The following is a 19,898-nucleotide window of genomic DNA, read 5'->3' as shown; positions in this document are numbered from 1 at the left end:
AGATGAACAAAAAGAAGAAAGAAGGAGAAGGCATGAAAAAAGAAAACGTGCATGCAAAGCACAAAAAAAGCCTCGCGGAACGGTTCTGGAAACAGAAATATCTGTTTTTACTGCTGATTCCATCGTTGGTATGGGTCATTCTGATCTGCTATGCACCAATGACAGGACTGTATATGTCCTTCATCAACTACACGCCGCAGGGTAGCGGCTATTTTGCGGATATGGCGAATTCGCAGTTTGTCGGTCTTGACTGGTTCAAGTATTTCTTTTCCACAGATTTCACAAAAATCATGAGAAACACACTGGCAACCAGCTTACTGACACTGTTATTCTCATTCCCGCTGCCAATCATTCTGGCGCTTTGCCTGAATGAAGTTCGAAACCAGAAGGCAAAGAAATTTGTACAGACCGCATCTTATATTCCCTATTTTATTTCCTGGGTTATTGCGGCAAACATTTTCCTTACATTCCTTTCTTCAGACGGCGTCATCAACAATCTGTTAAAATTCTTCGGATTAACCGATGAGTCGATTCTGTTTTTCCAGAAAGGACCATATTTCTGGTGGATCATCGCGATCGCAAATGCGTGGAAGGTACTTGGATACAATGCGATTATCTATATGGCGGCAATCTCCGGCATCAGCCAGGATATGTATGAAGCAGCGGATGTGGATGGTGCGACGAGAATGCAGAAGATTCTGCATATCACACTTCCGGCATTAAAGCCGACCATTATGATTCTTCTGATTCTGGCAATCGGAGGTGTTCTGAATACAGGATATGAGCAGCAGCTGTTGATGTCTAATGATGCTATTTTAAATTATTCTGATGTACTTGATACGTATGCATACCGCTATGGTCTGAAAAACGGAATGTATTCTTACGGTACTGCAGTAGGATTCTTTAAATCCGCAGTCTCCTTCATTCTGGTCATCAGTGCAAATGCACTTTCGAAGAAATTCAGTGATGATAATACGGCACTGTTTTAGGAGGAAGGAAAATGAGAGAAAAAGCAATTAAAATCAAAAGAAAACGTTGTGCCAGTGACTGGTTTCTTGATATTTTCAAAGTGGTTTTTCTGGTGTTAGTTACTGTGATCTGTGTGTATCCGTTCTGGAACATTTTTGTGGTATCCATTAACGATGCAACCGATGCACTGCGCGGCGGGCTCTACTTTCTGCCGAGAAAACTGAGTCTGGCAAGTTATAAAGATATTCTGGGACGTGCCACATTTTTGCATGGCATTCTGATCACTGTACTTCGTACTGCAATTGGTACACCGCTGGCGGTCCTTGTCACGACAGCACTTGCCTATGTGCTTTCCAGAAAAGAGCTGCTGTTCCGGAAACAGCTGAACCTGTTCTTTATCTTCACCATGTATTTTGGCGGCGGAATGGTTCCGTATTATATGGTATTAAAGAGCCTTGGAATGCTGAATAATTTCATTGTATTTATTTTCCCGAACCTGGTAAGTGTTTATAATATGATTCTGGTAAAGAATTATATAGAGGGAATGCCGGCAGAGATTTTTGAATCGGCGAAAATTGACGGAGCAAATGATCTGACAGTTTTCTTTAAAATGGTAATTCCATTGTCCAAGCCGATTATTATGACTATTGCACTGTTTGTTGCAATTACACATTGGAATTCTTGGTTCGATGCATATTTGTTTACGAATGCACAGTCTTTAAAAACAATGCAGTCCATTTTGGTTGAAATTCTGAATCAGTATCAGACTTCATCAGCGAACCAGGCGGCAAATCAGGCGTCACAGACCATTACACCGGACAGCATTCGAATGGCTGCTACGATGATTGCGACCATTCCGATTATCATGGTTTATCCGTTTATTCAGAAATATTTTGTTAAAGGAATCATGCTCGGATCTGTAAAGAGCTGATGATAGAAGGAGGAAAAGAAAATGAAGTTCAAAAAAAGTATCGCAATGGCGATGAGTGTCCTGATGGCAGCGGGAATGCTTGCAGGATGCGGATCAAATGGCAGTACATCATCAAGTACTGCATCCGGCAGTGCATCATCTGCATCGGGCGAGGTATCAACAGACGGAGTTACGATTTCTATCTTTGACAAAAACTCCGGAAGCAATACCTTTGATGATCCAGTTGCAAAAGCAATTGAGGAAAAAACAGGTGTCAAAATTCAGGTAGAAAATCCAACCGGAGATCCGCTGGAAAAATTGAACCTGATGCTGACCGGTCAGAATTACCCGGATATCGTCCTGATGGATCGTGGAAATGATATTGTAAACCGTTACATTGAGGCAGGCGCACTGCTTCCGTTGAATGATCTGATCGATGAGTACGGCCCGGATGTAAAAGAGATGTACGGGGAAACCTTAAACAAGAGTCGTTATACCGATGGAAAGAATTACTATCTGAATAACTGGTACGGAGAAGATCCGGATCCGGTAGCCGGTGTTCTGATGCGCTATGATTATCTGTGCGAAATCGTTGGAAAAGACCGCGCAGACAGCGATGAGCCATTTACACAGGAAGAGTATATTGACATTTGTAAGAAATTCAAAGAACTTCATCCGACCATTGACGGAAAAGAGAGTATTGCCATTACCTTTGATGCAGAATCCAAAAACTACGATGGAACATTAAAAGGAATGTATGGTCTGAAAACATATTATCAGGATGGGGACAATCTGGAACATGTTGCCAAAGCACCAAACTTCAAAGAGATGATGTCCTTTGCCAATGAACTGTATACCGAAGGCCTTCTGGACAAAGAGTGGGTTGTCAACAAGAAAAATCAGTGGACGCAGAAACTGTCTGCAGGCAACGTATTCAGTACCTTTGCTTCCTACTGGGATACCGATGCAGCAAATACAGCACTTGCTTCTTCTGTAGGAGAAGATGCAAAATTCTATTCCTATAAAGTCCTTGGAAACGGAATCAGTGCAGATGAAACTACTTACTCCGGAAGAAGTACACTTGGCTGGGATGCAATCGCGATCACCAAGAATTGTAAAAATCCGGAAGCAGCCATGAAGATGATCAACTACCTTGCAAGCGAAGAAGGACAGTATCTTCTGATGTGGGGTATTGAGGGAACCAACTGGAATATGGAAGATGGAAAACACGTTCCGAACGATGATCTGATTGAAGGATTCCAGACGGATTTTGACAAAACAAAACTGGATACCGGCGTCCGCAAATGGACCTGGTTTGTAAAGAACGGAAATGGTACAGACGGAACTCCATACGATGTAACACAGTATAAAGTAAAAGAGACCCGGCAGGTGGCTATGAATCACTTTGGTGAGAACGACAGATGGGATACCGCAGAGTTTACAGGCCTTACCCCGGCAGGAAGCACTCCGGATGGCTTGAAATGGCAGAAAATCCAGGATATCTACGATCAGGAATATCCGAAGATTGTTAATGCAGACAGCCACGATGCGGCAATGGAAGAGTACGACAAGATGATTTCCGAAATGAATGACGCAGGACTGGAAGATGTAGAAAAAGTTATCACACAGAATTATCAGGAGCGTATGAAACTCTGGAATGAGTAAGCTAAAGTAAAATAAAAAAATCACACACGGAAAAGAACCGGCAGAAATTGAAATACAGATTTCTATGCCGGTTCTTTTTTATCAGAAGAAGCATTGCGATTTTCAAGGAATCTGGATATAATGAGGAAAACTGGAAAAACAGGGAAATCCAACCGCATGAGACAGGAGGCATCGTACATGGCAGCGAAAGAACAGTTAACCGCAATGGAAATGATCTGGGGATTTATGAGTGGGACGACAGGACATATGGGAAAGACGGACTTTGCGCCGCAGAAGGAAGCGTTCGGGGATTTTGCATCTCCGGAAACGTATTTTCCGCGCGTGATGCCGGAGAGCGAGGGCATCTCATCGGAAAAGCTGACGCAGATGCTTCGTGAGCTCGCCGCTGCGCGCCATACGGACATGCATCATCTGCTGGTCCTGCGGAATGGACATGTCATCTGCGAATGCAATTTCGCCCCATACCGCAGCGGCATCTGGCATGCGACGTATTCTATGTGTAAGAGCATCACTGGCATGGCGGCTGGTTTTCTGATCAGTGAAGGAAAACTTTCCCTGGACGAGAACGTCTATGATATTTTTGAAAAACGAAACGGTCTGCTGCAGAAGATCCTGCGCCCGAATCTGACCGTGAAGCATCTTCTGACGATGAAGAGCGGCGTACAGTTCAACGAGATGGGCGTTGTTTCCGGCAACGACTGGGTGGACAGCTTCTTAAATGCGCCGGTCAAGGGAACGCCGGGCGAAGCGTTTGAGTACAACAGTATGAACACGTATCTGCTGTCTGCAATCATACAGGAGCGCACCGGCATGAAAATGGTAGATTACCTGCGGCCGCGTCTGTTTGAGCCTCTCGGCATCCGGAAAGTTTTCTGGGAGAGCTGCCCGGCAGGGATTACGAAAGGCGGCTGGGGTCTCTTCCTGTGCCCGGAGGACGCGGCCAAGCTCGGGGTGATGTACGTGAACGGCGGAAAATTCGAAGGAAAACAGATCGTTCCGGCAGAATGGGTCGCAGCGTCCACCTCCGTTCATGCGACACCGCCGGAAAAGATGGGAAAATATGGCTATGGTTACCAGGTCTGGATGGAGGAGCGGCCGGGCAGCTTTGCGTTCAATGGCATGCTGGGGCAGAACGTGCTCGGTTATCCGGATACCGGCGTGGTGATTGTGACGAATGCGGGCAGCAACGAGCTGTTCCAGACGTGTGAGATGCTCGACATTGTGCGGAAGTATTTCGGCGCGGAATTTGGTGCAGAGCTGAAATCCGGCGAGGCGGAAAGCCCGATGGCATATCAGAAGCTGGTGCAGACCTGCCGTGATCTGGAGGGCGCGAAAGAGACACCGGGAAGAATCCTGCGCGGCGGCTGGAAGCGGAGAACACCGGGGCCGCGGAACAGCGGAACACCGCGTCAGATCGACATGGCGCAGCTTCTGCACGGAAAAGAATATAAAATGGAGGACACGCATGTCGGCATGTTTCCGCTGACGCTGCAGGTCTTCCACAACAACTTTTCCGACGGCATCCGCCGCATCGGTTTCTTCTATGAAAAAGGCCGTTTCTTTGTCGAGCTGACCGAGGGAGAAAAAACACAGCGCATTGAGATCGGTCTTACGGGGTCCAAAGTTGTAGAATGGGTGGAAAACGAGGAATCGTATCTGCTCGGAACGACGGGACAGTTTGCGGAGAATGAAGACGGCGAACTGGTGCTGAAGCTTGAGTTTGCATTTCTGGAAGAGGCCGCAAGACGGAGGGTCAAAATCATTTTCCAGCGTGATTTCGAGCGGATCAGACTGGAGTGGAATGAGACGCCGGGCAAGGATCTGATTATCGAGGGCCTTGAATCCCTCGTGACGGATGTGGCGATCGCACCGCTTCTGCCGTCGCGGTTCCGCGAGCGGAGCCTTGACATGATCCATCTGCTGATGGCACAGACCATTGAGCCAATGGTAGAGGCACACCGTGTGCGGCCGGGGGAAGAAACGGGGACAGAAGAAGCGGCAGCGGAAGCTGAATCGGCCGCGGTAGTGGAAAATGCGGAAAACGCAGAAGAAACGGTGTAAAAACAGAAAAAATCAGAAGAGAAATGTGGATAAAAAAGGGAATGGAGCTGCCGGATGCGCAGTTCCATTCCCTTTTAAAAATACAGATTACAGATTCAAAGCCATATCGCCGGATTTGATCAGGTTTGCCTTGCGGAATACCTCTGAGAAGAACAAGGTGATCACAGCCGGAAGCACGAAGTGGAGCAGAATAATTTTGATGATAACGAGCTTCGGATCATCGTAAGCGATCATCGTCTGATACGTTGTGATCTGTCCGACAAGACCTGCGGAACCCATGCCGCTTCCCGTTGCATTATTCTGCATATTGGCGAGGATTGTGGAGACGGGTCCTAAAATCGCACTCGAGAAGATGACGGGCAGCCAGATCAGTGGATGACGCATGATGTTCGGCACCTGGAGCATCGAGGTTCCAAGACCCTGTGCGACAAGGCCGCCGAATTTGTTTTCCCGATAACTTGCAACCGCGAATCCGACCATGTTGCAGCAGCAGCCGATCGTTGCGGCACCGGCGGCAAGACCGGAAAGATTCAGAATGATGCCGAGTGCAGCGGAGCTGATCGGCAGTGTCAGAACCATACCCATGACGACCGAAACAACGATGCCCATGATGAACGGCCGCTGTTCCGTTGCCCAGTTGATGATGCTTCCAAGGCCTGTCATCATCTGGGAGATCGGCGGTCCGACGAGCAGTCCGACAACGGAACCGGCTCCGATGGTGATGACCGGTGTCACGATGATATCAACCTTGGTCTTGCCGGAAACCAGATGGCCGCAGGTGATGCCTGCGAAAGCTGCGATGAAAGCGCCGAGCGGTTCGCCAGGTCCTGCCAGAACGGCATTTCCGTCCACAAAGAATGTGCCGCCGGTGATCTTGCCGGCATAACCGCCGACCATGGCGGCGACGGCTGCAGAAACCGTGACAAGCGGGCTTTCCCCATATTTCACTGCCACGCCGACACCGATACCGGCACTTGTCAGGGCTGCGGCAGCTTTTCCAAGCAGATAGATCACATTTCCGGTCGAACCGCCGATCAGAAGACCGATCTGCTGAATCATCGTACCGATAATCAGGGTTGCAAAAAGACCCTGCGTCATGCCGCCGAAGCCATCAATGAAGATGTGCGAGGCGACTTTTTTGATTGTTCGCATATGGAATTCCTCCTCATGTATGTGGTGTGTTACTGTATTCACAAGTGACTTGTCAGTCGACTTTTAGTCTATCATAAGATGGGGGCGGGTGCAATCCTTTTCCGGGGGCATAAGTTGACAAAAGAAAGGGGCACGCTTATAATTGAGACAAATTCAGAGCGCTTCCGGAAAACAGCGCAGACAGTAAAAAAGTGATAAAGGAGACGCATGGGAAAACAGAAAAAGAAACAGAAAAAACGCGGCAATCCGCTTTGGACACTGGTATTTTTAGCGGCACTTGCTGTTTTCTGCTTTTCCGGGTACAAGCTGATCGGCATTTACCTGGATTACAAGACCGGCACGGATGAATACCGGGATCTGCAGCAGTATACGACGGAAATTACAAAAACACCGGAGACACCGGCACCGACGAAAACAGAGGAGCCGCAGGCGGAATCCGAACCGGCGGAGCCTTCCGAACCGGAGCCGGAACCACTGTCGTATCCGACAGAACCGCCGCTTGCTGTCGATTTTGAATCCTTAAAAGCGATTAACCCGGATGTGAAGGGATGGCTTTATATTGAAGCTCTCGACATCAGTTACCCGGTCGTACAGGGGCCGGACAACGATGCGTATCTTCATACGACGTATGAGGGAACGAGCAACTTTGCGGGTTCCATTTTCCTCGATTACCAGAATCAGGATGATTTCAGTGATGGAAACACAATCGTTTACGGTCATAATATGAAGAATCTCTCCATGTTCGGAAAGTTGAAACAGATGAAGGAGCAGGAAAAATATAGGGACAGCGTCTATTTCTGGATGCTGACGCCGGAATCAAACGATGTGTACCAGATTTTTTCTGCCTTTTATACAGAGGCAGACAGTGATGTCTACACGCTGTATTCCGGCGGGGGTGAAGCGTTTGTACAGTATCTGAATACCATGGCGGCGCGGTCAGAGATCCCGGTGGAGCAGCCGGAGATGGATGAACACAGCCATATTATTGTGCTGTCCACCTGTGCGGCGAGCGATACGACTGGACGGTTCGTCGTTCTGGGCGTGCGGCGGAACCGGTAATGATTGGTCAGAAGGAGGAATGACAGATGGAAGAGGAAAAAAAAATCGAAGAACTGCAGAGATTGATTGATACGCATGAAAATATCGTATTCTTCGGCGGCGCGGGCGTGTCCACGGAGAGCGGGATTCCGGATTTCCGGAGCGTGGATGGCCTTTATCATCAGAAGTATGACGTTCCGCCGGAGACAATTTTAAGCCACAGCTATTTCCTGCGGTACCCGGAAAAGTTTTATGCTTTTTACCGCGACAAGATGCTTCCGGTCGGAGCAGAACCGAATGCGGCGCACAAAAAGCTTGCAGAGCTGGAAGCGGCGGGAAAATTAAAAGCGATTGTGACGCAGAACATTGACGGACTGCATCAGGCGGCGGGAAGTAAAGTAGTGTATGAACTGCATGGAAGCACACATCGCAATTACTGTATGAAATGCGGGGCATTCTGCGATACAGAGCTGGTGAGAAGGAGCAGCGGCGTTCCAAGATGTGAAAAATGCGGAGGCATGATCAAACCGGATGTCGTACTCTACGAGGAGAGTCTGAATGAGAAAGTGCTCGACGGTGCGATCCGCGCGATTGCGGCCGCCGATCTTCTGATCGTCGGCGGAACGTCGCTTGCTGTGTATCCGGCAGCAGGTCTTCTCCAGTATTTTCGGGGCGATGCACTGGTCCTGATTAATAAAGGTGCAACACCGATGGACAACAACGCAGATCTTCTGATCCAGCAGCCGATCGGACAGGTGCTCGGCAGTATCCGGGTGTGAAAATTCAGAGCTGTGAAAAATGGAGGTGCGGCTCTGATGATACAGAGAGAACCTTGAGAAAAAATCTCGGAAAGTGTCAGGAAATATAAAAATAAGGCGGAAGAAACATGGCAGAACATTACGAAGTAGGCGATATTGTAAAACTGAAAAAGCCGCATCCGTGCGGCAGCAGCGAGTGGGAAATCCTGCGTGTCGGCGCAGATTTCCGTCTCAAATGCACCGGCTGCGGCCACCAGATCATGGTAGCACGCAAGCTGGTCGAGAAAAACACCCGCGGATTACGAAAAAAAGATGCGTAATATCGTGAAAAAAACAAGAAAACACGCGAAAAAGGGCTTGCTATAAGCCCTTTTTTATGTTAAAATAACAAATTGTGACGTATAAAAATAATTCCTTGCTCCCCATAATGAAAATGGGGTGCCAAAAAGTCCAAAAGGAGGTAAAGCATGAACAAGTACGAATTAGCACTGGTTGTGAATGCAAAACTTGAAGAAGAGGAACGCGCAGCTGTAGTTGAGAAAGCCAAAGGTTATGTAACCCGTTACGGCGGAACAGTTGGCGAAGTAGAAGAGTGGGGCAAAAAACGCCTTGCATACGAAATTCAGCATATGCGTGAAGCATATTACTACTTTATTCAGTTTGAAGCAGACGCAACAGCTCCGGCAGAGATCGAGAGCCATATGCGTATTATGGATAACGTACTGAGATACTTAGTCGTTAAAAAGGAAGCTTAAGAGGTAAGCGAATGAATAAAGTTATATTGATGGGAAGATTGACCAGAGATCCCGATGTCAGATACTCTGCCGGAGAGAACTCCACAGCGGTAGCCCGTTATACACTGGCTGTTGACCGCAGATTCCGCAGAGACGGCGATTCCGCAACCGCAGACTTTATCGGATGCGTTGCTTTCGGCCGCCAGGCAGAATTTGCAGAGAAATACCTGCGTCAGGGAACGAAGATCGCCATCACCGGCCGCATTCAGACCGGAAGCTACACCAACCGTGAAGGCCAGAAGGTCTACACGACAGACGTAGTTGTAGAAGAGCAGGAGTTTGCAGAGAGCAAAAATGCAGGCGGAAACAACGGAGGATACTCCGCACCGCAGCATAACAATCCGGCTCCGTCCGCGAATACATCTGACCTGGGCAGCGCCGATGGTTTTATGAATATTCCCGATGGCATTGACGAAGAATTGCCATTTAATTGATAGAAAAGGAGAGATTGATCATGGCTTATAATAATAGTGAAAGACCAGCTTCCAGAAGACCGGCCCGCAGAAGAAGAAAAGTTTGTGTTTTCTGTGGTGGAGAAGAGATCAGCTACAAGGATGCAGCAAAACTGAAAAAATATGTATCCGAGCGTGGTAAAATCCTGCCGAGACGTGTAACTGGAACCTGCGCAAAACATCAGAGAGCAGTAACAGTAGCCGTTAAGAGAGCAAGACATATGGCTATTATGCCGTACGTAGATGATTGATTCTGACTTGCGCTAAGCACTGTCCGAACGTTCATTTTGAATCGGTAAATAAATAGAGGTATCTGCCCGAAAAGGGCGGGTACCTTTTTTGTATCCAGAAGTATCTTGTTGCCAAAGTACAGGTCAAAGTGGTATAATCGGAAAGACAGGAGCGAAATACAACACGCAACGTTGGAAAGGTGTTAGGAAATGAAAAGCAAAATGAAGTTGAGCGGCCAATTGCGGAGCTATCTTCGATGGCCGCTGATTTTGTCCATCCTGATGCTTGTGATGAATATCGGCATGTATTTTGTGGATGTGATGGCAGGAATGTGGTTCACGCTGTTTTTTGCAGTCTATGTGATCGCAGCCGCAGTTCTCTATTACAGACAGCGTCCGCAGGTGATCAACGAGCTGATTACCTTTGCGACCGAATACGGCCAGGTTCAGAAGCATCTGATCCAGGAACTGGCGCTGCCCTATGCCGTTATGGATTCGCAGGGAAAACTTCTCTGGGTCAACAAAGAGTTTACAAAAATCACAGGGAAGGATACACAGTATCATAAATGTATCGCCACCATTTTTCCGGAGCTGACGGTCGAGCGGCTGCCGAAAAATGAGGAGGAGACCGACATCAACGTGGCTTACGGCGAAAAGAATTTCCGTGCCCATGTAAAAAGCGTCTGCATCGACGAGCTGATCCAGAATTCGGAGATGATCAACACAGATATCAAAGGCTATTTTATTCAGGCACTGTATCTGTTCGATGAGACGGAGCTCCGCGAGTATATGCGGAAATTCGAGGACGAAACGATGGTCACCGGTCTTCTGTATCTGGACAACTACGACGAGGCGCTGGAGAGCGTCGAGGAGGTCCGCCGTTCCCTTCTGACCGCACTGGTCGAGCGAAAGATCAACAAATATTTCAACGATCTCGACGGACTGGTGAAGCGGTATGAGAACGACAAATACATCGTGGTCATGCGCCGGAGTTCGTTAAATGAACTGAAAGAGAAAAAGTTCGATATCCTCGAGGACGTCAAGACCATCAACATCGGAAACGAGATGGCGGTCACAATCAGTATGGGTATCGGAGCAGATGCTGGATCGTTTGCGAAAAACTCCGAGTATGCGAAAATCGCGATCGACCTGGCTCTTGGCCGGGGCGGCGATCAGGTCGTTTTAAAGGACGGTTCGAAGATTCAGTATTTTGGCGGAAAAACGCAGGCTGTGGAAAAGAATACGAGAGTCAAAGCCCGCGTCAAGGCGCACGCGCTGAAAGAGTTTATGAACACGAAAGAGAAGGTCGTTGTCATGGGACACCGCCTGCCGGATGCCGATTCGTTCGGTGCGGCCATCGGTATCTACCGTGCGGCGAAAACGCTGAATAAAAAAGCGTACATCGTCATCGACAACCCGACCAGCTCGATCATTCCGCTGATGAATACGTTCCGCGACAACCAGGATTATGAGGCGGACATGTTTGTCAATAACCATGAGGCGAAAGAGATCATGGACGACAACACGCTGCTCGTTGTGGTCGATACGAACAAGCCGAGCATCACACAGTGTGAGGATCTGCTGTACATGGCGAAAATGATCGTCGTGCTGGATCATCACCGGCAGGGAAGTGATACGATCCGCAACTCGGTGCTTTCCTATATTGAGCCGTATGCATCATCCGCGAGCGAGATGGTTGCCGAGATTCTCCAGTATTTTACCGAGGGAATCCGCATCCGGAACGTGGAGGCGGACAGCATCTATGCCGGCATCATGATCGATACCGACAACTTTATGCAGAAAACAGGTGTCCGCACGTTCGAGGCGGCAGCTTTCCTGCGCCGCTGCGGTGCGGATGTGACGCGTGTGCGCAAGCTGTTCCGTGAGGATATGAACGATTACAAGGCAAGAGGAGAGACGATCCGCAATGCGGAGCTGTTCCGCGGCCAGTTCGCGATTTCCGAATGCCCGAGCGACTATGTGGACAGCCCGACGGTGGTCGGAGCACAGGCGGCGAACGAGCTGCTGAACATTGTCGGTGTCAAGGCGTCCTTTGTACTGACCGAGTATAAAGGCGTGATCTATATCAGCGCCCGCGCGATCGATGAGGTCAATGTACAGATCATCATGGAGCGGATGGGCGGCGGCGGTCATCTGAATATGGCAGGATGCCAGCTCGAGACCGTCAACATGGAGGGGGCGCGAAGCCTCCTGAAATCAACCTTAACAGAAATGCAGGATGGAGGAGAAATCTGATATGAAAGTTATCTTACTGGAAGACGTAAAAGCACTTGGTAAAAAAGGACAGACTGTAAACGTAAGTGACGGATATGCAAGAAATATGCTTCTGCCGAAAAAACTCGGTATCGAGGCAACCGCAAAAAATCTGAATGAGCTGAAACTCCAGAAAGCACACGAAGATAAAGTGGCAGCAGAGCAACTCGCTGAGGCACAGGCTTTCGCGAAAGAGATTGAGGACAAACAGGTTACCGTAGCAATTAAAGTCGGCGAGGGCGGAAAAGTATTCGGAAGCGTATCGGCAAAAGAGATCGCTGAGGCAGCCAAAGAGCAGCTCGGATACGACATCGACAAAAAGAAAATGCAGCTTCCGAACCCGATCAAGGTTCTCGGAACAACAGAAGTGCCGATCCGTCTGCATACCAAAGTAACTGCAAAGCTGAAAGTTATCGTAAAAGAAGCCTAATTCTATGGAAGAAGCACTGATTAAACGAATCCTTCCGCACAGCATCGAGGCGGAGCAGTCGGTCATCGGTTCCATGCTGATGGGGCGCGAAGCCATCATGGCGGCATCGGAAATCCTGACGAGCGACGATTTTTACCAGCACCAGTACGGCGTCATTTTTGATGCCATGGTGGAGCTGTTCAACGAGGGAAAACCGGTCGATCTGGTCACTCTGCAGAACCGTCTGCGCGAAAAGGATGTTCCGCCGGAGATCAGTTCGATGGAGTTTGTCCGCGACCTTTTAAATGCGGTGCCGACTTCGGCGAATGTGCGCCATTATGCGAACATCGTCAGCGAGAAAGCGGTGCTGCGCCGCCTCATTAAGCTGACAGAAGAGATAGAGAATGACTGCTATCTGAACAAAGAGCCGGTGGAAGTCATCATGGAGGAGACGGAAAAGAAGATGTTCCAGTTATTGGGCCAGAGGAACTCCGGCGACTTCATGCCGATCCGTCAGGTTGTCATCAATACACTGGAGAACATCGAGCGTGCATCGAAGACGAAGGGAAATGTCACGGGTATTCCGACCGGATTCACGGATCTGGATTACAAGACTTCGGGTCTGCAGAACTCTGACTTTATCCTGATTGCGGCACGTCCGTCTATGGGTAAAACGGCGTTTGTCCTCAATATTGCGCAGTATATGGCATTCAAAAAAGACAAAGCCGTTGCGGTTTTCAGTCTCGAGATGTCGCGGGAGCAGCTGATGAACCGTCTGCTCTCGATGGAGTCGAAAGTAGATTCCCAGCATCTGAGAACCGGAAACCTGAAAGACGACGAATGGAGCAAGCTGATCGAGAGCGCCGGCATGATCGGTGAATCCCGACTGATGATCGACGATACACCTGGTATCTCGATCGGAGAGATGCGGTCGAAATGCCGCAAATACAAGCTGGAGCACGGCCTTGATATCATCATCATCGACTACCTGCAGCTGATGTCGGGAAGCGGAAAGAGCTCCTCGGAATCGCGTCAGCAGGAGATTTCGGATATCAGCCGTTCGTTAAAAGCACTCGCGAGAGAGCTGAATGTGCCGGTTGTTGCACTATCCCAGCTTTCCCGGGCTGTTGAGCAGCGTACCGACCACCGTCCGATGCTTTCCGACCTGCGTGAGTCGGGAGCGATCGAGCAGGATGCCGACGTTGTTATGTTTATCTATCGAGATGATTACTATAACAAAGATTCCGAGAATAAGGGAATCGCGGAAATCATCATCGCCAAACAGCGAAACGGCCCGATCGGAACCGTCAATCTGGTCTGGCTGCCGGATTATACGAAATTTGCGAATGCAGAGAGATAAAAGAAAATATTTGTAACTATTCAGAGCCATGCGAAATTGAGGGGAAAAGTGCGACTCATGCTTGCATGAATGAGTACTTTTCCCCTCAATTTCATATGGCGAGAAGCCACATCGAGATGTAGCGTAGCGGAATCGAGATGGGGCTCTGAATAGTATGGTGTCAGAACGTGTCGTGGGAAGTTTCCGCGGCACGTTTTTTGCGTGAAATTGGATAGAATTGTATAAAATTGTCGGAATATTACGATGAAATTTTCTTGCGGCAGGGGATAACAGATCCTATAATAAAGGGAAGAAGGGAGTGGCTGCCGTATGGAAAATAGAACGTATCTGGTCACGGAGGCGGAGAAGCTGACCGGGGAGAAAGCGCATGTGCTCCGGTACTGGGAGGACGAGCTCGGCATGGAAATCCACCGCAATTCGCTGGGACACCGCTGCTATACTGCGCAGGACATTCAGATTTTTCTGGGAATCCGGGAACTGAAGAAAAAGGGGCTTCACCTGAAAGCGATCCGCGAGCTGATGCCGAAGCTGGTGCAGGCAACGGCGGAGATCAAAGCGTTTCCGGCGGAAGCGGCAGAGACAGTAAAGGAGAAGCCGGATCAGGTGATACCGGGAGAATCGGACGAAGTGCCGGAGGTAGTTGTCGATCTTCTGCCGGAGCGGGAGGCAGAACAGCTGGCGGACACCGTGATGCGGCAGGAAGAGGAGGAGCGTCAGACGGAATTTTACCGCGTACTCGGCCGTCTGCTTGACCAGATGATACAGAAGAGGCGTCAGGAGGAACGGAGCCGCCGCGTGGACGAGGCGATCCGCCGCCATCAGCAGAGCCGGAGAGAAGCAGCGGCGACGCTGGAGCAGAAAGGAAAACGGACGAAAGCAAAACGGAGCCATCGAACCAAAGGGTAAATCGGACAGAAAAAAAGAACGCCTGCGAGAGGCGTTCTTTTTGGATCCACGCGGAAATCCGACTTATTTTGCAGCCAGATAATCGTTGATCTGGTCTTCCAGAACCTGAGCGTCCAGACCGTGAACCATAGCTGCTTCTTCCAGGGACTCACCCTGTGCAGAAGGGCAGCCGATGCAGTGCATGCCGGCTCCCATCAGGATTCCGATGATATTTGTATCCATTGCGATTAACTCGCCGATTGTCATGTCTTTCGAGATCTTTGCCATCTTAAAGTTCCTCCTTTAAATGTGTATATACCCGTCGTTCCGATTTTGACGGCTATTTTAATTATAGCGTACCCCCGGGGGGAATGCAAGAACAAATTCGTGAGATTATAGAATGTTTATAATTTTGTACTTGTATTTCAGGGGGCAATCGTTTACAATGTGGATAGTACCGAAAGGGCCAAAAAATCTACAAGGAGGATAAGATCATGGCATATGTAATCACAGACGAATGTGTAAGCTGCGGAACCTGCGCTGGAGAATGTCCAGTAGAGGCTATCGCTGAGGGAGATTCCCATTACGAAATCAACCCGGATGTATGCGTTGAGTGCGGAACATGCGCAAGCGTATGTCCAACCGAGGCTATCACAGAAGAGTAATTTGTACGGAACGTACAAAAAAGGAAGTCCTTCGCGGACTTCCTTTTTTTGTGCATGCGTTTCAAGGTTTACAGAGAAGCCAGCTCCTGCAGAGCATTCTCTTTTACCATTGCATTTCCATGTTCCAGCAGAAATGCTTCAGCGGCCAGGGAGAAGGATTCCTGTCTGCCGTACTCGGAGAGAATGTTGCAGACCTTGTTGAATTCCTCCGGTTTGCAGCCGGACTGGTGCAGAACGAGCTGATAGTTGGCATCTGCCGTGTTCTTATAGAGGGAATTGCTGCCGGTAAAATACTGGTTCAGCGCTTTTGCGGAGCTGATGACATCGTCAAGTGTTGAGAAGTGGAAGGTACGTACCAGATCCACATTCTTTTCCTCGGATGCGGCAGGCTCTTTTTCGTTTTCCTTCTGTGCCGCTTTCTTTGCGATTTCCTGTGCCTTATTCTTCACATCGCAGAGCTTGTGGAACAGGTCGATGATGTCGTCCGCGCCGGAATACTGTACCGGTTCCGGTCCGTCCGTATCGTCGCCGGATGGAGCAAATTTGGCGAAGCGGGTGTCGAGCTCCTGCGGGTCCTCGACTTTGGTGATAATGAGGACAATGCTGTCCGGAGCCACCGGAACGGCCTCGACCATGAGCGGGGCATTATCCACATTGAAGCCGAACTGCTGATTGGCTTCGATCATCATATCCTGAAACAGGCTACGGGCTTTTTCCGTGCCGTAAGCCAGTTCGCTGAGCTTTAAATTTCTTTCGGCAAGATCGGCGCTGGTCAGTGTGCAGCGGATCTTGTTGTCATTGATTTTTTCTATTTTCATAACTCTCACGTCCTTAATTACTCTTTACTTATATAAATAGGGCTGCTTACGATATAGTATAACACATCACGGAAAGAAGTAAAGAACTTAAGATTTTTTTTACATTTCGTATAATTTTTTCAGAAATGAAGGGACAAACTTTATTTGTAATTCCCCCGGTTTGAAGTATAATAGGAGGTGGGGAAACCTTTGCTTCTGCCCGGAGGGTGCATACTCCGGCCGGAAGCAGGCACAGAAAAAACGGATCGGATAAGAAGGCGTCCCCGCGAAACATGATCATTGAAACTAAAAACAAAAGTATTTCATACGGATCGATGGGGCTTTCTTTTTTGTACGTCACAACTGCAAATAAGCCATGAAACAAACAATCGACAAAACTTTTTAAACAGATTTTCTGAAAAATACCCAATAGCAAAAAGCAACGATAATTTCTGACTCGCATGCGGTTCCCTTGCGCATAACGGTTGCTATTGGGTATTTTTTTTGTTATAATGGGCGCAAGTGGGGAGATCTTCAGAGCGAAGAAAAGGGGAAAAGAACACATGAAGGGGCAACAGAAGAAAAAAGCAGCGCCGGTACTGGTCGTACTGATTCTGATTGTACTGGTCGGTGCAGCAGGCGTTGTTTCATTTTTGATAAACCGATACAAACCCGGAACCGAATACATGGCCGGGAACGAATATTTTAACCTGACAGACGAAAACAGCGTCGCGCTGATCCAGAACGGAGAACTTCAGGAAGAGCAGGCCGTCCTTATCGGAGGAGAGCCGTATGCGGCGTACACATATGTAGAATCCCAGCTGAACAGCTGCTTCTACTGGGATGAAGAAACAAAAGGAATCCTGCTCACAACGAGCGGCGGCGTGCAGACCCTGCTTCCGGGAGATGCGGCCGTTGCCAGAACACCGGGCGGACAGCCTGCCGTACAGCAGGAGAGCGACGGAACGGTTTACGTTTCGCTGGATGTTGTAAAAGAATACACGGATCTCGACTATGCGTATTACAGCGATCCGGGCCGTGTTGTAATCCGGAATGACTGGGACGGCGTGGAGCAGGCGACGGTACAGTCAGACACCGCGCAGGTGCGCCAGAAGGGCGGCATCAAGAGTCTGATTCTTGCGGATGTACAGAAGGGAGACACTCTGCTGTATCTGGAAAATCTGGACAACTGGTGCAAAGTCATGACGGCGGACGGCTATACCGGCTACATCCAGACAGAGGATATCTCCGAGCCGGAGTCCATCGAAGCGCGGACGGCAAAGAAAGATTCCTATGAAAGAATTACACGGGATCACAAAATCAATCTGGTCTGGCATCAGAGCACATCGACCGAGTCGAACGACGCGATGGCAGAGATGACAGCAGAAATGACCGGCGTGAACGTGATTTCACCGACCTGGTTTTCCGTGACAGACGAAACCGGTACGATTTCCAGCCTGGCGAGCGCCGATTACGTGAAACTGGCGCATGACGCGGGACGGGAAGTCTGGGGATTGATTGATAACTTTAATGAAGCATTTGACGAAACAACCGATCTTGCCTACGCATCCGTGCGCAGCAGAATCATTGAGCAGCTGCTCGCCGAGGCAGCATCGTGCGGCATGGACGGCATCAACGTGGATTTCGAGAACCTGAAAGAGGCCGGAATCCCGCATTACCTGCAGTTTCTGCGGGAGCTGACGAGCGCGGCGCATGAACAGAATCTTGTGGTGTCGGTCGACACACCGGTACCGCAGGCTTACACGATGTATTATCAGCGCGGCGAGCAGGCAAGATTTGTGGACTATATGATTGTCATGGCCTATGACGAGCATTTCGCGGGAAGCGAGGAGGCAGGCTCTGTTTCATCCCTTCCGTTTGTACAGCAGGCCGTGGAGGAGATGACGCGGGTGATGCCTGCTGATCAGGTGATCTGCGGAATCCCGTTTTATACCCGTGTCTGGACGGAAAAGTTCGGACAGAGCGCCATTACCAGCGAGGTGCTGGGCATGGATGGTGCCAAAAACTATGCCAAAGAGAATCAGATGACAGAAACCTGGGATGCATCCCTTGGCCAGAATGTGGCAACGGTAGAAACTTCCGATGCCAGATACACGATCTGGATGGAGGATGAGCAGTCCATGGAGGAAAAACTGAAAGTGATCCAAAGCGCCGATCTCGCCGGAGTGGCAGAGTGGAAACTCGGATTTGAGCGCGCAGACGTCTGGAGTCTGATTTCAGAATATATTGAAACAAACAGTTGACGAGGAGTCCGGGAAGGATAAGGGGAATGATAAAAGCCCGGGCACGAAGGAGGAGTATACATGTCAGAAAACAATCACGAAGAATTATTTAAAACAACGCTGATGGGCGGTTTCGATAAGGACGATGTCATGACGAAAGTGCAGAACCTGAAGGATCAGGCGTATGCCGTTCAGAAGAAACTGGAAGCGAAGATTGAAGAAAAAGAGCAGGAAATCGAGAAGCTGAACCGCAAGATCCGAGAGCGTGAGGATAAAATCGAAGAGCTCGAAAAAAACATTCATGAAAAATACCAGAGCTATATCGACAATTATGACAGCATCAGCGGCCTTGTATTTGAGGCACAGGTGAAAGCAAAAAAACTGACCCAGGAAACAGAAGATGCCTGCCGCGAGAAAACTGAAGAGACCGATGCAGCGTGCAGAAAGCTGACGGAGGAAACGGAGGAGAGCTGCAGAAAGCTAAAAGAAGAGACCGAGGAAGCCTGCCGCCGGAAAACCGAAGAAACGGACGAGTCCTGCCGCGAGAAAACCGAAGAAACGGATGAGGCGTGCTGCAAAAAGAGAGAGGAGACAAACGAGTCCTGCCGGAAACAGCGGGAGGAGACAAAGGAATCCTGTGCAAAGCAGCGCCGCGAGACGAAGGAACAGTGCGAATACATGGTAGAGAGTGCACGTCAGAAGGGCGAGGAACTGGCTGCTGTTTATGAAGAAAAACTGCAGGCCGAAGCAGAAGAAATCCAGAGCCATATGGACGCGGAGCTGCAGAAAGCCAACACCAGATACCAGAAGATTTACGCCGAGATGGAAACCATGACGAGTGTACTCGAGAAGAACCGCAGAATTTTTGAGGAGACCTTTGCCGGCATCGAAAAAATGCGTGAGGAAATGAAACGTTCTGCATCGGAAGTGGAAACCTTCATGAAAGATCCGGTAAAAAGCATTTTTCCCGGAGAAGCAAAAAAAACAGCCGCAGAGCCAGACTGTGAAGATACCGCAGAAGAAGCAGAGGAAGAAGACGAAATCGTCGAAAATTCCGCAGTCATCGATCTCGAAAATGAGCCGGATTATCTCGATGATGACAACGACGAAGAAGAGGCTGAAATCCCGAATCGCGCGCATGATGAAGAAGATGAGGAAGAGTAACCGGAAGCAATAAGAGTTGTAACCTGCCCCGCTGCTGCATAAAATGACCAAGAAAGGAAATTTGCAGCAGGG

Annotated in this window: 20 protein-coding genes; 17 read left to right on the top strand and 3 right to left on the bottom strand. The window is 49.2% G+C overall.

Going from position 1 to position 19,898, the window contains the following annotated elements; genetic code table 11:
• Positions 1-2: 2 nt before the first annotated feature.
• The 4 genes from ACY2VT_RS03965 to ACY2VT_RS03950 all read left to right on the top strand — a co-directional run bounded on the left by ACY2VT_RS03965 (position 3) and on the right by ACY2VT_RS03950 (position 5,605).
• A complete protein-coding gene (locus ACY2VT_RS03965; RefSeq protein WP_243030545.1) occupies positions 3-989 on the top strand; it encodes an ABC transporter permease in 987 nt (328 codons plus the stop codon).
• Between the two features lie 11 nt (positions 990-1,000).
• Positions 1,001-1,900 (top strand): carbohydrate ABC transporter permease, encoded by a 900-nt coding sequence (locus ACY2VT_RS03960; protein ID WP_022461726.1) that lies wholly within the window; start codon positions 1,001-1,003, stop codon positions 1,898-1,900.
• A gap of 21 nt (positions 1,901-1,921) precedes the next feature.
• A complete protein-coding gene (locus ACY2VT_RS03955; protein ID WP_461878959.1) occupies positions 1,922-3,544 on the top strand; it encodes an extracellular solute-binding protein in 1,623 nt (540 codons plus the stop codon).
• A gap of 177 nt (positions 3,545-3,721) precedes the next feature.
• Positions 3,722-5,605: a serine hydrolase domain-containing protein gene (locus tag ACY2VT_RS03950; protein WP_461878958.1), complete on the top strand. Its 1,884-nt coding sequence runs from the start codon at positions 3,722-3,724 to the stop codon at positions 5,603-5,605.
• 87 nt (positions 5,606-5,692) lie between these two features.
• Here ACY2VT_RS03950 and ACY2VT_RS03945 read toward each other — a convergent pair whose 3' ends face one another.
• Positions 5,693-6,757 carry a PTS transporter subunit IIC gene (locus tag ACY2VT_RS03945; RefSeq protein ID WP_117509767.1) on the bottom strand — a complete coding sequence of 355 codons (1,065 nt, stop codon included), beginning with the start codon at positions 6,755-6,757 and terminating at the stop codon, positions 5,693-5,695.
• A 207-nt stretch (positions 6,758-6,964) separates the two neighbouring features.
• On the opposite strand from ACY2VT_RS03945, the gene srtB reads away from it, so the two are divergent.
• From srtB to ACY2VT_RS03895, 10 genes are all read left to right on the top strand, one after another.
• Positions 6,965-7,816 (top strand): class B sortase, encoded by an 852-nt coding sequence (gene srtB, locus ACY2VT_RS03940; protein WP_461878957.1) that lies wholly within the window; start codon positions 6,965-6,967, stop codon positions 7,814-7,816.
• A gap of 26 nt (positions 7,817-7,842) precedes the next feature.
• The gene (locus ACY2VT_RS03935) at positions 7,843-8,574 is read left to right on the top strand and encodes an NAD-dependent protein deacylase (protein ID WP_461878956.1); all 732 of its coding nucleotides are present in this window, start codon (positions 7,843-7,845) and stop codon (positions 8,572-8,574) included.
• 107 nt (positions 8,575-8,681) lie between these two features.
• Positions 8,682-8,873, top strand: coding sequence for a DUF951 domain-containing protein (locus ACY2VT_RS03930; RefSeq protein ID WP_022461609.1), 192 nt, complete (start codon positions 8,682-8,684; stop codon positions 8,871-8,873).
• Between the two features lie 147 nt (positions 8,874-9,020).
• Positions 9,021-9,308, top strand: coding sequence for a 30S ribosomal protein S6 (gene rpsF, locus ACY2VT_RS03925; protein ID WP_022461610.1), 288 nt, complete (start codon positions 9,021-9,023; stop codon positions 9,306-9,308).
• 11 nt (positions 9,309-9,319) lie between these two features.
• Positions 9,320-9,781, top strand: a complete 462-nt coding sequence (locus tag ACY2VT_RS03920; protein WP_055220137.1) for a single-stranded DNA-binding protein — start codon at positions 9,320-9,322, stop codon at positions 9,779-9,781.
• A gap of 20 nt (positions 9,782-9,801) precedes the next feature.
• Entirely contained in the window at positions 9,802-10,050 is a 249-nt protein-coding gene (gene rpsR / locus ACY2VT_RS03915) for a 30S ribosomal protein S18 (RefSeq protein WP_022461611.1), read from the top strand.
• Between the two features lie 189 nt (positions 10,051-10,239).
• A complete protein-coding gene (locus tag ACY2VT_RS03910; protein WP_461878955.1) occupies positions 10,240-12,285 on the top strand; it encodes a DHH family phosphoesterase in 2,046 nt (681 codons plus the stop codon).
• Between the two features lies 1 nt (position 12,286).
• Positions 12,287-12,733 (top strand): 50S ribosomal protein L9, encoded by a 447-nt coding sequence (rplI, locus tag ACY2VT_RS03905; protein ID WP_022461613.1) that lies wholly within the window; start codon positions 12,287-12,289, stop codon positions 12,731-12,733.
• A 4-nt stretch (positions 12,734-12,737) separates the two neighbouring features.
• Positions 12,738-14,072 carry a replicative DNA helicase gene (dnaB, locus tag ACY2VT_RS03900; RefSeq protein WP_347044217.1) on the top strand — a complete coding sequence of 445 codons (1,335 nt, stop codon included), beginning with the start codon at positions 12,738-12,740 and terminating at the stop codon, positions 14,070-14,072.
• Between the two features lie 309 nt (positions 14,073-14,381).
• Positions 14,382-14,978, top strand: a complete 597-nt coding sequence (locus ACY2VT_RS03895; RefSeq protein ID WP_461878954.1) for a MerR family transcriptional regulator — start codon at positions 14,382-14,384, stop codon at positions 14,976-14,978.
• A 63-nt stretch (positions 14,979-15,041) separates the two neighbouring features.
• On the opposite strand, the gene ACY2VT_RS03890 is transcribed toward ACY2VT_RS03895, so the two are convergent.
• The gene (locus tag ACY2VT_RS03890) at positions 15,042-15,245 is read right to left on the bottom strand and encodes a DUF1858 domain-containing protein (RefSeq protein ID WP_022461615.1); all 204 of its coding nucleotides are present in this window, start codon (positions 15,243-15,245) and stop codon (positions 15,042-15,044) included.
• A gap of 206 nt (positions 15,246-15,451) precedes the next feature.
• On the opposite strand from ACY2VT_RS03890, the gene ACY2VT_RS03885 reads away from it, so the two are divergent.
• A complete protein-coding gene (locus ACY2VT_RS03885; RefSeq protein ID WP_022461616.1) occupies positions 15,452-15,622 on the top strand; it encodes a DUF362 domain-containing protein in 171 nt (56 codons plus the stop codon).
• 68 nt (positions 15,623-15,690) lie between these two features.
• On the opposite strand, the gene ACY2VT_RS03880 is transcribed toward ACY2VT_RS03885, so the two are convergent.
• A complete protein-coding gene (locus tag ACY2VT_RS03880) occupies positions 15,691-16,440 on the bottom strand; it encodes an adaptor protein MecA (RefSeq protein WP_461878953.1) in 750 nt (249 codons plus the stop codon).
• A gap of 542 nt (positions 16,441-16,982) precedes the next feature.
• Here ACY2VT_RS03880 and ACY2VT_RS03875 point away from each other — a divergent pair.
• On the top strand, positions 16,983-18,683 hold the full coding sequence (locus tag ACY2VT_RS03875) for a glycosyl hydrolase family 18 protein (RefSeq protein WP_461878952.1): 1,701 nt from the start codon (positions 16,983-16,985) through the stop codon (positions 18,681-18,683).
• 60 nt (positions 18,684-18,743) lie between these two features.
• Complete coding sequence (locus ACY2VT_RS03870; RefSeq protein WP_461878951.1) at positions 18,744-19,826, top strand: hypothetical protein; 1,083 nt, start codon at positions 18,744-18,746, stop codon at positions 19,824-19,826.
• Positions 19,827-19,898: the final 72 nt, after the last annotated feature.

This window comes from Fusicatenibacter sp. (assembly GCF_050872605.1).
Classification (GTDB): domain Bacteria; phylum Bacillota; class Clostridia; order Lachnospirales; family Lachnospiraceae; genus Fusicatenibacter.
This window is presented reverse-complemented; position numbering and strand designations above follow the sequence as displayed.

Bases quoted from the DNA above. Each gene is read 5' to 3' on its own strand.
- ACY2VT_RS03965 (WP_243030545.1), top strand. From the start codon at position 3: ATGAACAAAAAGAAGAAAGAAGGAGAAGGCATGAAAAAAGAAAACGTG.
- ACY2VT_RS03960 (WP_022461726.1), top strand. From the start codon at position 1,001: ATGAGAGAAAAAGCAATTAAAATCAAAAGAAAACGTTGTGCCAGTGAC.
- ACY2VT_RS03955 (WP_461878959.1), top strand. From the start codon at position 1,922: ATGAAGTTCAAAAAAAGTATCGCAATGGCGATGAGTGTCCTGATGGCA.
- ACY2VT_RS03950 (WP_461878958.1), top strand. From the start codon at position 3,722: ATGGCAGCGAAAGAACAGTTAACCGCAATGGAAATGATCTGGGGATTT.
- ACY2VT_RS03945 (WP_117509767.1), bottom strand. From the start codon at position 6,757: ATGCGAACAATCAAAAAAGTCGCCTCGCACATCTTCATTGATGGCTTC.
- srtB (WP_461878957.1), top strand. From the start codon at position 6,965: ATGGGAAAACAGAAAAAGAAACAGAAAAAACGCGGCAATCCGCTTTGG.
- ACY2VT_RS03935 (WP_461878956.1), top strand. From the start codon at position 7,843: ATGGAAGAGGAAAAAAAAATCGAAGAACTGCAGAGATTGATTGATACG.
- ACY2VT_RS03930 (WP_022461609.1), top strand. From the start codon at position 8,682: ATGGCAGAACATTACGAAGTAGGCGATATTGTAAAACTGAAAAAGCCG.
- rpsF (WP_022461610.1), top strand. From the start codon at position 9,021: ATGAACAAGTACGAATTAGCACTGGTTGTGAATGCAAAACTTGAAGAA.
- ACY2VT_RS03920 (WP_055220137.1), top strand. From the start codon at position 9,320: ATGAATAAAGTTATATTGATGGGAAGATTGACCAGAGATCCCGATGTC.
- rpsR (WP_022461611.1), top strand. From the start codon at position 9,802: ATGGCTTATAATAATAGTGAAAGACCAGCTTCCAGAAGACCGGCCCGC.
- ACY2VT_RS03910 (WP_461878955.1), top strand. From the start codon at position 10,240: ATGAAAAGCAAAATGAAGTTGAGCGGCCAATTGCGGAGCTATCTTCGA.
- rplI (WP_022461613.1), top strand. From the start codon at position 12,287: ATGAAAGTTATCTTACTGGAAGACGTAAAAGCACTTGGTAAAAAAGGA.
- dnaB (WP_347044217.1), top strand. From the start codon at position 12,738: ATGGAAGAAGCACTGATTAAACGAATCCTTCCGCACAGCATCGAGGCG.
- ACY2VT_RS03895 (WP_461878954.1), top strand. From the start codon at position 14,382: ATGGAAAATAGAACGTATCTGGTCACGGAGGCGGAGAAGCTGACCGGG.
- ACY2VT_RS03890 (WP_022461615.1), bottom strand. From the start codon at position 15,245: ATGGCAAAGATCTCGAAAGACATGACAATCGGCGAGTTAATCGCAATG.
- ACY2VT_RS03885 (WP_022461616.1), top strand. From the start codon at position 15,452: ATGGCATATGTAATCACAGACGAATGTGTAAGCTGCGGAACCTGCGCT.
- ACY2VT_RS03880 (WP_461878953.1), bottom strand. From the start codon at position 16,440: ATGAAAATAGAAAAAATCAATGACAACAAGATCCGCTGCACACTGACC.
- ACY2VT_RS03875 (WP_461878952.1), top strand. From the start codon at position 16,983: ATGAAGGGGCAACAGAAGAAAAAAGCAGCGCCGGTACTGGTCGTACTG.
- ACY2VT_RS03870 (WP_461878951.1), top strand. From the start codon at position 18,744: ATGTCAGAAAACAATCACGAAGAATTATTTAAAACAACGCTGATGGGC.